The organism is Nocardia sp. 852002-20019_SCH5090214 (assembly GCF_001665865.1).
GTDB lineage: Bacteria > Actinomycetota > Actinomycetes > Mycobacteriales > Mycobacteriaceae > Nocardia > Nocardia nova.
The window spans coordinates 21,369-34,573 of record NZ_LZMK01000008.1; the positions used below are offsets into that span (position 1 = coordinate 21,369).

12 protein-coding genes are annotated in these 13,205 nt (G+C 68.5%); 3 read left to right on the plus strand and 9 right to left on the minus strand.

The genetic code is table 11. The annotated features are described in order from the left end of the window. Window positions 1–5: 5 nt before the first annotated feature. Window positions 6–869 (plus strand): TIGR03619 family F420-dependent LLM class oxidoreductase, encoded by an 864-nt coding sequence (locus A5780_RS00420; protein WP_064907431.1) that lies wholly within the window; start codon window positions 6–8, stop codon window positions 867–869. A gap of 7 nt (window positions 870–876) precedes the next feature. Here A5780_RS00420 and A5780_RS00425 read toward each other — a convergent pair whose 3' ends face one another. The 3 genes from A5780_RS00425 to A5780_RS00435 are packed head-to-tail and all read right to left on the minus strand — an operon-like array spanning window position 877 to window position 3,562. Further along, window positions 877–2,418: a GGDEF domain-containing protein gene (locus A5780_RS00425; protein ID WP_082976205.1), complete on the minus strand. Its 1,542-nt coding sequence runs from the start codon at window positions 2,416–2,418 to the stop codon at window positions 877–879. After that, entirely contained in the window at window positions 2,418–3,017 is a 600-nt protein-coding gene (locus tag A5780_RS00430) for a hypothetical protein (protein WP_063018488.1), read from the minus strand. The genes A5780_RS00425 and A5780_RS00430 overlap by 1 nt, the downstream gene beginning before the upstream one ends. Further along, window positions 3,014–3,562 (minus strand): pyruvoyl-dependent arginine decarboxylase, encoded by a 549-nt coding sequence (locus A5780_RS00435; protein WP_104363743.1) that lies wholly within the window; start codon window positions 3,560–3,562, stop codon window positions 3,014–3,016. The genes A5780_RS00430 and A5780_RS00435 overlap by 4 nt, the downstream gene beginning before the upstream one ends. Window positions 3,563–3,762: 200 nt before the next feature. Here A5780_RS00435 and A5780_RS00440 point away from each other — a divergent pair, with 200 nt between their 5' ends. Together A5780_RS00440 and A5780_RS00445 are read left to right on the plus strand one after the other, a co-directional pair. Further along, on the plus strand, window positions 3,763–5,484 hold the full coding sequence (locus A5780_RS00440; protein ID WP_228794972.1) for a sodium:solute symporter family protein: 1,722 nt from the start codon (window positions 3,763–3,765) through the stop codon (window positions 5,482–5,484). A gap of 12 nt (window positions 5,485–5,496) precedes the next feature. Then, window positions 5,497–5,760, plus strand: a complete 264-nt coding sequence (locus A5780_RS00445; RefSeq protein WP_063018484.1) for a hypothetical protein — start codon at window positions 5,497–5,499, stop codon at window positions 5,758–5,760. A 10-nt stretch (window positions 5,761–5,770) separates the two neighbouring features. Here the strand turns inward: A5780_RS00445 and lhgO are convergent, their stop codons facing one another. From lhgO to A5780_RS00475, 6 genes are all read right to left on the minus strand, one after another. Further along, window positions 5,771–6,973 carry an L-2-hydroxyglutarate oxidase gene (lhgO, locus tag A5780_RS00450; protein ID WP_064907465.1) on the minus strand — a complete coding sequence of 401 codons (1,203 nt, stop codon included), beginning with the start codon at window positions 6,971–6,973 and terminating at the stop codon, window positions 5,771–5,773. 108 nt (window positions 6,974–7,081) lie between these two features. Further along, window positions 7,082–7,744: a YcnI family protein gene (locus A5780_RS00455; RefSeq protein ID WP_063013842.1), complete on the minus strand. Its 663-nt coding sequence runs from the start codon at window positions 7,742–7,744 to the stop codon at window positions 7,082–7,084. A 196-nt stretch (window positions 7,745–7,940) separates the two neighbouring features. After that, on the minus strand, window positions 7,941–8,639 hold the full coding sequence (locus A5780_RS00460; protein WP_064907432.1) for a hypothetical protein: 699 nt from the start codon (window positions 8,637–8,639) through the stop codon (window positions 7,941–7,943). Window positions 8,640–8,923: 284 nt separating this feature from the next. Further along, complete coding sequence (locus A5780_RS00465; RefSeq protein WP_082976206.1) at window positions 8,924–10,429, minus strand: PepSY domain-containing protein; 1,506 nt, start codon at window positions 10,427–10,429, stop codon at window positions 8,924–8,926. A 293-nt stretch (window positions 10,430–10,722) separates the two neighbouring features. Next, complete coding sequence (locus A5780_RS00470) at window positions 10,723–11,301, minus strand: hypothetical protein (protein WP_064907467.1); 579 nt, start codon at window positions 11,299–11,301, stop codon at window positions 10,723–10,725. A gap of 128 nt (window positions 11,302–11,429) precedes the next feature. Beyond that, on the minus strand, window positions 11,430–13,088 hold the full coding sequence (locus A5780_RS00475) for an acyl-CoA synthetase (protein WP_063013836.1): 1,659 nt from the start codon (window positions 13,086–13,088) through the stop codon (window positions 11,430–11,432). Window positions 13,089–13,205 lie beyond the last annotated feature (117 nt).

Sequence of the window (13,205 nt, forward strand, 5' to 3'; positions counted from 1 at the left end):
TCCGGATGCGTTTCGCGGTCAGCTACAGCACGGCATTCAACGGCACCGATCCCGATCGGCTCGTCGCCTTCGCCCGGCATGCCGAGGACTGTGGATTCGAAGGGCTCTACGTCCAGGATCACATCGCGCTGTATCCGGGGGCGGACTACGGCGCGGGCGAATTGCCGCCCACCCTGCCGTATTTCGATCCGCTCGACTGCCTGAGCTTCGTCGCGGCCGCCACCCGGCGGATTCTGCTCGGCACCGGCGTGCTGTTGCTTCCCTACCGCCATCCGGTCGTGCTGGCCAAGCGGCTGGCGACGATCGACGTGTTGTCGCGCGGCCGGATGCGGCTGCTCACCGTCGGCCTCGGCAGTCTGCCGGGGGAGGCGCGGGCGCTCGGGGTCGACTACCGCACCCGCGGCCGCCGCGCCGACGAGGCGATCGACGTGCTGCGGCTGCTGTGGTCGGGCGGTCCGGAGGGTGTCGGGCACCGTGGTGAGTTCTTCTCCTTCGACGATCTGTGCAGTTACCCCAAACCCCATGGCGTGAGCGAACTTCCCATCCATGTCGGAGGTTCCAGCGCGGCGGCCGCGCGTCGTGCCGGGCGGCGCGGCAACGGCTATTTCGCCGGCGGCATGCTGACCGAGGCCGAACGCGACCGGCAATTCGCGCTGGCGCGCGGGGCCGCTGCCGAGGCGGGCCGCGACCCCGCGGCTCTCGAGTACACGCGATGGGGATCGGCCGATATCTCCGCCGACCGTGCCGGACAACTCGCCGAAACCGGTGTGCATCGCCTCGTCGTCGGATTCGCCGGAGCCGAGCCGGCGCAGCAACACGATCAGATGTCGGAATTCGCCGAACGTTTCGCGATCGCACCCGCGGTGTGACGCCGGCTCACACCGCCGGTTCGTGCCGGCGCACTCGCCGCCGGCTCTCGGCCTGGGGGAGATGGCGCAGGTCGTCGTGGAAGGCGCAGCCGAGCGAATAGTCCTTGGCGTGGTACATGGCCGAATCCGCTTCGCGCAGTAGGTCGTAGATGGTGGCATCGGTGCTGCGCGGGCCGCTGCAGGCGATGCCGATGCTCGCGCCGATGGTCACCTCGGTGACCGACAGTTCGAAGGGTTTGCCGAAGGCGGCCAGCAGTTTCTCGGCCAGTACGGCCGCCTCGGCGCGGTTGGCGCCGGCCAGCACCACGAATTCGTCGCCGCCGTAGCGGGCCGCGACATCGTCGCGGTGGATGACGCGGCGGATGCGGGCGGCGGCGTTCGCGATGAGTTCGTCGCCGACCGCGTGGCCGTAGCTGTCGTTGATGGTCTTGAAGCCGTCCAGATCGAGAAACAGCAGGCAGATCGGGCGCCCGGCCCACAGTTCGCGATTGCGCGCCGGGGCGCGCAGCAACGCCGACCGATTGAGCAGGCCGGTGAGCATATCGTGGTCGGCCTGGTACTGGGCCCGGCGCTCGCTGCGCGCGCTGCGCACGATCGCGCGCTCGCTGCGCACCAGCACACCCACCAACAGCGTGGCGAGAAGTGTGGAGACCACCACCCGGTCCACCGTGCCGACCCGCGCGCCGACGGTCGGCACCAGCGAGGCGACCACCAGCGTCACCGCGATCACGCTGGCGCGCTGCCGGGACCGGTGCGGATGCACCCGGCGGGCGCCGCCGAGGGTGACCATGGTCGGATGCAGCGCCGCCAGCCCGACCATCGCATAGGCGACGAGCAGCGGCGTCAACAGCATGCGCGCGTCGAGATGTACCGAGCCGGCGGACTGCAGGTTGTAGCCGAGGTCGGCCACCAGGATCGCCAGCAGGCCGACGTGCACCAGCCGCAACGAGGTCTCCGAGCGCGACGACGTGACCACGGAGTGGGTGACCAGCGTCAGCAGCAAGGCATCGATCACCGGATAGATCGGCATGATCAGCGCCGAGGCGTCCCACTGCCGGGTGTTGTGCAGCACCGGGGAGATGAGAAAGGTCCACGAGGCGAGCAGGGCGCCGAGCGCGATCAGACCGGAATCCAGCACCAGATCGCGCTGACAGCTCGAGCGCCGCGGCCACAACCAGAGGAAGGCAGCGACTCCGACGCCGCCGTAGCCGGCCAGCGTCGCCAGATCGTCGTACGGCGGGAAGCCGCTGGCGGTGAAATCGCGCAGCAGTGTTCCGGCGGCGAACAAGACGCCGGAGAGGGCGAGCAGATACCAGGCCGCCGGCGCGGGCGGCCGATGCCGGCGCACTCCCGTCCCGATCATGGTCAGCGTCGCGACGACGACACCCAGCATCGCCGTCAGTGACAGCGCCGGGGATTCGGCGATCGCCAGGACCGCCACGATCGAGACGACGACCGTCGATAGCGCTGTGCGCCAAAGCTTTTCCGGCGGCCAGGTGCGCAGCGGCCGGATGCGGGTGGTGTGGTGGTGCTGTGTGCCGGATGTCATCAGCCCCCCTGGTCCGCGTCGTCGTTCAGGAACCGAGCCGCGTAGTAGGTTTGTGAATCCTCGACCGCGACTTCCACGTTCGCCTGTTCACCGACCGCACTGCGCAGTGCGTCGGCAAACGAGAATTGAGAATTGTTGTACGAGCAGATGTCCCAGCCGACGACCCCACCATCTGCCGCCAGGATCTGGACAACTGTACTGATCATGGCATGAAAAGCCACCCCGTGTCGCGCAGTTGGGGTAACAAGGGTGAAACCTGCATAGTAAATCGCATCGCGCTCGGCGTGTTGCGGAAACCGTGTCGCAAAATACTCCGGACTGATCCACGGCACGGTGTCCAGATGCCGCGTCAGGGTGGTGAGTCCGATCGGTTCGCCGGCCGGTGTGCGGGCCACGATCTTGTCGACCCGGGTGTCGGTCATCTCCGCGCGGAACTCGTTGCGATGCAGCACCTGCCGGGCGATCGCGCGCGCTCGCAGCGGTCCGAAAGCCTGCTCGTAGAGGTCGTGGAAGAGGTCGATCTCGGCGTCCGCGATCGCCGTCTCGATGGTGATCTCGACGCCCGGCCACGACGCCCCGGTTCCGAGGGCATCGCTCACGGACGATCCCAGCCGCTGGCTCGGTAGGCGGCCAGCACCAGCGCACACGTGTCGCGCCCGTCGGCGCGCACCGCGACGGTGGCAGTGTGGATCGGGCCGAAGCGCCCGGGCCGTGCGGTGGTCATATCGGCGAGGCTGGCGTTGATGAGATCCTCGACCTGCCCGGTAGTTTCGGCGGCGTGTTCCACGAACAGGCCCGCGCCGGAGCCGTCCGCACACAGGGTCCAGCCGATCCCGGCGGCCGCGGTGGCGCCGGGCGATCGCGCGTGCCCGAGGGCGTAGACGCAGTAGAGACGATCGCCCCAGCCGATCCGCTGGCGTACCCGCGCCGTCCGCCGCACCTGCGCCCGGGGCGGGATCACCGAGGATAATCGGATCAGATTCGCCTCTCCCACACCGAGTTCGCACAGGGCCGCGTCGAAGGCGGCCACCTCGGTAGCGCCCGTTCCCGTCGCCGTGCCGATCTCGATGGTCAGCGTCGCAGGTCCCTCGCGATCGCGATCGCGGCGGCCGAGTGGGTCGAGCGAAGTATGAGTTGTGAGCATCGTGTTCGATCCTTCCCGGGCTCACCAGTGTTGCATTTTGCAGGGCGATGTTTCTCTAAATTCTTCCTTCGAAGAGTGGCAGATCGACCCGGCGCGCGCCGCGCGGGCGGCGGACTGGCCCCGGAGATGCACTGGGGCGCGCTACGATCCGGGCACATCGTGACCCGGTCGACCGCTGGTCTTTCCGACAGGAGATCCGTATGCAGCCGCTAGCTCAGCCACCGCACCGGTTCGATTCTGCGGCGGCGGTGCTGGGGTCGGATCAGCTCCGGCTCGATGCCGCGCCCGTCGATTACGCCTTGGTCGCCGTGTATTTCGTCTTCGTACTCGGAATCGGACTGATGGCCCGCGCACGGGTCTCCTCGAGTATCGATTTCTTCCTGTCGGGTCGTTCGCTGCCGGCGTGGGTCACCGGCCTGGCCTTCATCTCCGCGAATCTCGGTGCGGTCGAGATCATGGGCATGTCGGCCAACGGCGCCGAATACGGCATGCCGACCATGCATTACTTCTGGATCGGCGCGGTGCCGGCCATGCTGTTCCTCGGCGTGGTGATGATGCCGTTCTACTACGGCTCCAAGGTGCGCAGCGTCCCGGAATTCATGCGGCGCCGCTTCGGCACCGGTGCGCATCTGGTGAACGCGCTCAGTTTCGCGGTAGCCCAGGTGCTGATCGCCGGGGTGAACCTCTATCTGCTGGGTTCGATCGTCAACGTGCTGCTGGGCTGGCCACTCTGGGTATCGGTGATCGTGGCGGCGCTGATCGTGTTGTCCTACATCACCCTCGGCGGTCTGTCGGCGGCGATCTACAACGAGGTGCTGCAGTTCTTCGTCATCGTCGCGGCGCTGCTGCCGCTCACCCTGGTCGGCCTGCATCGCATCGGCGGTGTGAGCGGATTGAAGGACCAGGTGACCGCCCGGCCCGACGGCTCCGAACAGTGGCATTCCTGGCCGGGCCACGAGCTCAGCGGTTTCTCGAACAACTTCCTGTCGGTGACGGGGATCGTGCTCGGACTCGGCTTCGTGCTGTCCTTCGGTTACTGGACAACGAATTTCGTCGAGGTGCAGCGCGCGCTGGCGACGCATTCGATCTCGGCCGCGCGGCGCACCCCGATCATCGGCGCCTATCCGAAGATGTTCATCCCGTTCATCGTCGTCATCCCCGGTATGGTCGCCGCGCTGCTGATCCCGCAGATCGCCGAGTTGAAGAACACCGGCCACGGTGACGCGACCTACAACCAGTCGCTGCTCTATCTGATGAAAGAGGTCCTGCCGAACGGACTTCTGGGCGTCGGCCTGGCGGGACTGCTGGCGGCGTTCATGGCCGGGATGGCGGCCAACATCTCCGCGTTCAACACCGTCTTCAGCTACGACCTGTGGCAGCAGTACGTGATCAAGGACAAGCCCGACGGTTACTACCTCACCGTCGGCCGCCTCGCCACCGTCGGCGCCACGGCCATCGCGATCGGCACCGCGTTCATCGCGGGCAGCTTCTCGAACATGATGGACTATCTGCAGACGCTGTTCTCGTTCTTCAACGCGCCGCTGTTCGCGACCTTCATCCTCGGCATGTTCTGGAAGCGGATGACCCCGACCGCCGGCTGGGTGGGTCTGGTGTTCGGAACGCTCAGCGCGGTGGTGGTTTTCATCCTGAACAAGGCCGAGGTGTTCCATCTGTCGGGGCAGGGCTCGAGTTTCGTCGCCGCCGGCGTGGCCTTCGTGGTCGATATGGTGCTCAGTATCGCGGTGAGTATGTGGACCGCGCCCAAACCCGACGCCGAACTGGTCGGGCTGGTGTATTCGGAGACGCCGAAGGCCCAGCTCAGCGATCCCGATGCCGCGACGCTGCCGTGGTATCAGCGACCGGTGCTGCTCGCCGGGATCGCGCTGGTCATCGTGATCGCGCTGAACATCTTCGTGGGATGAGGAAGTGACGCCATGCTTTTCGATATCCGCACCATCGTCGGCTCCCTGCTCGGGTGCTACGGCCTGATCCTCGTCGTCACCGCACTCGTCCACGACACCGCGGCCGATCGGGTGCGCACCGGCGGTTGGAACATCAACCTCTGGGCCGGGATCGGGATGCTCGTCGCGGCGGCGGCGTTCCTGCTGTGGGTGGTGCTACGCCCGGTCCGTCAGCTCACCGAAGCCGAACCGGAGCCGGCCGACACCGAGCCGCCCGCCGGCCCGTCGGAACCCTAGCGGCCCAACGCTATTCGCCCTCGCGCTCGAGTACGTCGGCCACATGCTCGGCGATGGCCATACTCGAGGTGGCCGCGGGGGAGGGCGCGTTGCGGACCGCGGTGATCGGGCCGAGGCGGTGGATGCGGAAATCGTCGACGAGGTCCCCGCCGGCGTCGACGGCCTGCGCTCGCACGCCCGACCCGGCCCGGAACACATCGTGCACGCCGATATCCGGGACATACCGTTGCGCCGCGCGCATATAGGCTCGCGCCGACAGTGAGCCGTGCACTTCACGCACCCCGGTGCGCCAGTGCCGGCGCGCCATTCGCCAGGTCCCGGGCCAGGTCGCGAGGTCGCGCAGGTCCCGCGCGGAGACCGCGGACCGGCGGTATCCCTCGCGGGCGAAGGCGAGCACCGCGTTCGGCCCCACCTCGACCTCGCCGTTCACCCGGCGGGTGAAGTGCACGCCGAGAAAGGGATACCGCGGATCGGGTACCGGATAGATCAGCCCGCGCACCAGCTCCTTCTTCTCCGACCGGGCCAGCATGTATTCGCCCCGGAACGGAACGATTCTGGGCCCCGGCCGGTCTCCGGCCAGTCCGGCCACGGTGTCGCTGTGCAGGCCCGCGCACACGATGAGCCGATCGACCACGATCGCCGCGGCGTCCGAGCCGACGCGGATGCCGTTCGAGGCGCGCGTGACGGCGGTGACCGGGAACGACAACCGGATCTCTCCGCCGGCGGCGGTGATCTCGTCGGCGAAGGCGGCCGCGATGCGCGGGTAGTCGGTGATGGCGGTGTGCGGCGAATACAGCGCGGCCAGACCCGTCGCATGCGGTTCGATCTCGCGGATCTCGCCGGCATCGATGCGCCGCAGTCCCGGCACGGCGTTGCTGCCCGCTCGTTCGGCCAGCGCGTCCATTCGCACCACGTCGTCCGGGGTGACGGCGACGACCAGTTTGCCGACCTCGTCGTAGGGCAGCTGCTTCTCGGCGCAGTAGTCGCGCAGCAGCTGCCGCCCGCGGGCACAGAGGGTGGCCTTCAGCGAGCCCGGTTCGTAATAGATTCCGGCATGGACGACTCCGGAGTTGTGCCCGGTCTGATGGACCGCGACCCGGTCCTCCTTGTCCACGACGACGACCCGGGTGCCGGGCCGGCGGCGGACGAGTTCCCGGCCGATCGCCAGTCCGATGATGCCGGCGCCGATGATGCCGACGGTCTGCTCCGGCACGCTCACTCCCACTCTCACCCGAGATCGGCCATTGCGCTCGTGGTCAATGTACGGGCGGTCTCCGGCGATCGCGTTTCCGGGGCCGATCGGGCGCCGCGGCGGTGTCGCCTACCGCCGAGACCGATTTCGCGTGAACATCGTGGCCGCCGCGAGGACACCCAGTGCGCCGAGCACGATGCCGATACTGCCCAGCCATCGTGCCGTGGTGTCGGTTTCGTGTTCCTCCGCCGCGGCGGCGGCGTGGACGTCGCCGTGGTTGTGTGCCCCGCCCGCGTGTGCCGGCGCCAATGCCAGTGTCGGAGCGGGGAATTCGGGTTCGCTGTCCCCGGAGGAGGGTTGGTCCCATCGCACGACCCGGCCGTCGGCGTAGGTCTGGGTGGCGGGCAGGGGGACGGTGTCGGCATCCGGCAGTCCGTCGGCCAGTATGGAGAACTGTTCGAACTGCCCGGCCTCGATGCCGCTGCCGGTATCCGCCATCCAGGTGACGGCGACGACCCTGTGGTTGTCGTTGCGGGTGACCTTGGTCTTCCAGCCCGGCACGGGTTCGGTTTCGGCTTCGGTCAAGGCCGGAAGCTGCACGCTCAATTGGGTGGTGGCGCTACCGGTGGCCGATTCGTTGGGTACCCGGAAGGTCAGCACCGCCGAACCGCCGCGCGCCGCGTCCGGACCGGAGACGGTGACGTGGGCGAGAGCCGGGGCGGCCGCGAGGATTGTGGCCCCCGCGGCGGCGACACCGGCGCGTGCGGTGCGGTGGAACCAGGAATCGTTCATAACGCGGTCACTCCTTCGCGAAGGGAAAACGGAGACAACCTGTGCTGATCGTGTGCACGATATCCCGGAAGGGCTGCGCCGGCGCCGATCCCGGCGGATTGCGCTGGGCGCCTTCGCTGTTCCGCCGGCGGCCCCGCGCCCGATACCCGGCAGATCACCGGATATCGGGGTGCGGGTGCCGCGTCGTCTCGCTACCTCACTTCGCGGGGAACGGGGAGTTCACCGTGGTGAAGTACTGGGCCGCGGCCAGGACCGCGACCGGGGCGGTGACCAGCAGCTGACCCGCGAGGGTGCCCAGCGCGCCGATGGCCACGATGCCGCCGAGGCAGCCCACCACCGCGGCCGGTACGAACGGGCCGAACATGCCGACGATGGTGGCCGCCGCGATGGTCGCGCCCGCGATTCCGCCCAGGACGCAGCCGATTCCGGCGCCACCGATGCCACCCACCAGGGTGCCGATGGAAGCGCCGGCGCTGAGGGTGCTGGTCATCCGGCTCCACGCGGCCTGCTCCCGGTCGTACGGGGTCTTCCACGGCGCGCTGTCCTCGAACGGCATCGCGACCGGCTGGTAGGCCGCGTGCGCGAGGTCGAACTTCGGCGTGAGGGTCGCGGTGCGGTCGTGGATCCGCGCCTCGATCGGGAAGACGAAATCGTCGACCCGGAACGAGAGCTGCGTTCCGGCCAGGACCGTGCCGTCGGCCGCCTTGACGGTGAATACGCCGTCGTCGGCCGACAGCGATCCGGCATCGGTGGAGATGACGGTGCCGCTCGGCGTGGTGGTGGCCTTGAAGCCCACCGCGCCGGCGTCGGTGGGGGCGGCGCCGGCGGTGGCCGTGCTCAGGCCCAGGGCGGCGGCGACGAGGGCGGCGGTGGCGGCGATGTTCTTGATTCCCATGGTGATGAATCCCTTTGCGGTATCAGGTAAACGAAAGTTGCTGTAGGTGTGCCGACTGCGCCGAATATGGGCATGATGCAGCCCCGGGCGACCGCAAGCGGTACGTCCTGCGTATTGCGGCGCAATCGGTGATGCCGGCCGATCGCTGTCGGCGGCTGTTACGACCCGGCCGAGCGCGCGGTCCATCGCACGGGCGACGCGGTGGTGCTCGCGTGCGCGGGAATGATGGTGCGGCGCAACCGAATTACCTCGGCCGGTGTCGTAACCGAGTGCGATTCAGGACCTCAGACGACTGCTCCCCGGCGTCGTCCCGCGATCAGGCCGAGGACGACATCGACGATCAGGAACGCGAGCAGGCTCACGCCCAGCACCGGTGCGAACCAGCCGATCCCCACAGTGACCGCGATCAGCGGCACGCTGATCCACAGCGGCGCCCGCCGCAGCACACCGCGTGCCGGTGCCCGCCCGAAGGTGAACGGGCCGTCCGCGCGGGTCGGCCGTCGTCGCCACCACATCAGATAGCCGCGTCCGATCACGGTGATCAGCGCGATCATCGTGGCCAGCAGCAGCAGTTGATTGGCGAGGCCGAACAGCATGCCCATATGCAGCGCGATGCCCCAGTTGGCGAGTTTGGCCATCAGCGGCCAGTCCGCGTAACGCAGGATGTCGGTGACATCGCCGGTCCTACCGTCCACGGCGATCGCGTCCTGGGTGTAGACCCCGGGCAGGCGGCGCTCCTTGACGGTGAAGGCGGTGGTGTCCTTCGCCGGGACGGAGATCTCGACCGGACCGTCGATGCCGTGTCCGCGGGCCACCGCGAGCACCTTGTCCGCCTGGGCGGCGCGGTCGGCGGGAACGGGCATCGACATGCCGTGGCCGGCGGTGTGTTCGGCGTGTTCGCCACCGGCCGGCATCGACGGCATCGGTGCACCCGGCAGCGCCGTGTCGACGACCGGCGTGGTCCAGCTCAATTGCTGCCGCAGCGACGTGATGTGCTGCCCCGCGTGCAACGACCAGGTCAGGCCCGTGGCCGAGAGGAACAGCAGCGGCAGCAGAATCCACACGCCGACCGTGGCATGCGCACCGACGCTGCGCGGGCGACCGGCCTTCGACCGGTCCGGCCACAGCAGCCGCCGCAGCGAGCCACGGGAGCGGCGCAGCCACATCACCACACCGGCCAGCGCGATGATCCACATCCACGAGGCGGCCATCTCGCTGTAGAGCCGGCCCACATCGCCGAGATGCAGGTTGCGATGCAGCACATCGATCCAGGTGCGCATGGGTAGCGCGCCCGTACTGCCGTACACGACGCTGTCGCCCACGGACGTCGCGGTCGCTGGGTCGACGAAGACGGCGCGGCGCTCGGATTCACCGAGGCTCGGATCGGTGAAGATCACGCGGGTGGTGTCGCCCGCGAGCTGCGCCGGGTCGACGGCGACCAGCGCGAGTCCCGGTTCGGCGGCCACACCCGCCGCGATCTGCTCCGACAGCGGCCGCGCCGGGCCACTCGAATCCACATGCAGCAGATCCCGATTCACGATCGACTCGAGGCTGGGGGCGACCGCGTACAGCGCCCCGGTCACCGCCGCGATCAGGATGAACGGCGCGACGAAGACGCCGGCATAGAAGTGCAGCCGCATGGCCAGCGCCTGCACCGCTCGTGCGGTGCCGGACCCAGACGGTCGCGACCGATCGGCCGAACCGGGTGGTGACTGCTGCGCCGCCTCGGGCGGCGACTTCTCCGGCTGCGGCGGCTCGGTGCCGGCAGCCGGAATATCGGTGATGCTCACTGGTAGTGCTCCTGTTCGAGGGCACCCACATGGCTGTGCGCGAAAACCGCGTGGCTCGCAACCGTATCCGGGATCGGCGTGGTCTCGGGTTCCGCCGCACTGGGACTGTGGCGGTACCCGCTTCCGAGTCAGCCGAATACGCGCCGGGACGACGCGGTTCGGATTCACCCGCAGAGTCTCGGTGCGGACGATACGCCGCCCGATCCCGCGGTCGAAGCACCCGAAATGCTGCGCCGGTTGCCCGGAACGCACTGTCGGCGAGAAGGATTCGCGAATGTGGGTGATGAGATGTATCAGCAGGACGCAGCGAGCGGGGGTCCGCGAGTGCGGAAGGTCTCGGTGGGGAAGATCCGCAGGATCACCCGGTCGCGGTGAACGCTGCGCGGAAGAATCGGTTCGTCGACGGCCGGGAGGCTGACCGGGACGGGCAGCGCCCGCACGACGGTGGTGCCGATCCGGTAGGCGGCCTCGGCGCCGAGAATGACGACGGCGGCGCACACCGCGCCGACCAGGTGAGCGCCCAGCATGGCGGGCGTCCACAGCGGCATATCGTGCATCTGCGCCATATCGGCCGACATCACCAGATGGCCGATCAGCTGCCCGCCCCACAGGGCCGCGACGAGTCCGACGGCGGTGGTGCGCAGTGGCGCCAGCCCCGCGACGAGCGCGCCGACCACGGTGGAGGCGGCCACGAGCAGCATCAAGGTGCTGGACTGCACCGGCATCCCGCCCGCCGCCCATCCGTGCGCGGCGATCGACAGGGCGCCCGATACGGATCCGGCCGACGCGCCCCGCAACCGCGCCACCGCGGCCCGACGCGCACGCGTCGACACCTGGGCGCGGGCCGATGCGCGGCCGGACGGGGGAAACACGAGCTGAATGATAGCCGACCGCTTCGAAGCGAATTCACAGATACGTTCGACTCTTCCCGCGTGGAAGCTCCGCGGAAACACGATCGGCCCGGGAGTCGAAACTCCCGGGCCGATCGGTGCCGGTGAACTCAGTCGCCCGTGACGTCCATTTCGGTCAGCGGCTTGCGCAGCAGCTTGCCGGTGGCGTTGCGAGGCAGCTCGTCGAGGAAGATCACCTCGCGCGGCACCTTGTAACGCGCGAGGTTCGCCTTGACGTAGTCCTTGATCTCCTGGGCGTCGCGCTTGGAGTCGGGACCCGGCACGACGAAGGCGCGCAGGCGCTTTCCGAATTCCTTGTCGTCGACACCGACGACCGCCGCCTCCTGCACGTCGGCGCGATCGGCGATGAGGTGCTCGACCTCCTGCGGGAAGACGTTCTCGCCGCCGGAGACGATCATGTCGTCGTCGCGGCCGTCGATGAACAGCAGCCCGTCCTCGTCGAAGTGCCCGACGTCGCCGCTGGACATCATGCCGTCGATGGTCTCCTTGGTGCGGCCGTCGGTGTAGGCCTTGAAGGAGTGCGCGTTCTCGATGAAGATCGTGCCGGTGACGTTCGGTTCGGTGATGCGCTTGCGGTTCTCGTCGAACAGCGCCAGCCGGATCCCGAGGGGCGGGCGTCCCGCGGTGCTCGGCGACTTGCGCAGATCCTCCGGACTCGCGACGGTGATCAGCGCGCATTCGGTGGAGCCGTACACGTTGTAGAGGACGTCACCGAAGTAGTCGAGGCTGCGCGTCACGACGTCCGGCGGGATCGCCGAGCCCGCGGCGAAAATCATCCGCAGCGAGGACATGTCGTACTTGGCGAGCGTCTCGGGCGGCAGGTCCAGCATGCGCTGCAGCATGGTCGGCACCACCACCAGCGACTCCGCCTTGTACTTGTCGATGTTGGCGAGCGTCTTCTCGGGATCGAACCGGCGCTGCTGGAAGATCATCCGGTTGCCGAGCGAGAGCCCGAGGGTGAACTGCGAGAGCCCGGTGGCGTGGAAGACCGGCGCCGCGACGACCATGGAACCGTTGCGCGGCAACGGAATTCGATCCAGGAACTGCGCGGAGATGAACGGGCTGACCTTGTCGCGCGGCGCGCCCTTCGGGGTGCCGGTCGTGCCGGAGGTCAGAATCACCATGCCGCCCGGCTTCGTCGGCGCGCTCACCGCATCGGGGGACTGGCCCTCGCGCAGCGAATCGACGGTCGGGATCGAAGGATCGACGTTGTCGGACTCGTCCACCCAGGTCAGGATGCGGGGGATCTCGTCGGGAATGGCGCTCATCAGGTCGAAGAACTCGCTGTCGTGCAGCACCAGTTTGACCTGCTCGCGCGTGGCGACATCGGCGAACTGCGGTTTCGCGAAGCCGGTGTTCATCAATACCGCCCGCACACCGAGCTTGCCGGTGGCGGCCAGGCTCAGCACCATGCCGCGGTGGTCGCGCGCCAGCAGCGCCACCACATCACCCTCGCGCAGACCGTGTGCCGCCAGGCCGCGAGCCAGCTGGTTGGACTGCTCGTTGACCTCGGCGAAGGTCAGCTCGCCCCGCTCGTCCAGCAGCGCCGCGGACTTCGGATTGGTCTTCGCGGCGTGCATGATCACGCCCGCGAAGGGTCCGAACCTGGTGACGTTGAGCGCCGAGCTGACCGCATGGTCCGGTCGCAGCGGGCTGAACAGCCCGCGTTTGCGCATGACGTTGACCCCCAGAGCCAGATCTCCGGCCTTTCGGAGGGCAGTGCTTGCTGACGGAAGGACAGCTGACATAGGTACAACCTTCCGCGGATTCCGCCAGGCAGGCGGGACCGCAACATCGAGATCCAGTGCCTGCCAACCCTAGCAAGCAGGGGCACGCGGGTGTGGTTCGCGTCTCTGTAACCGACG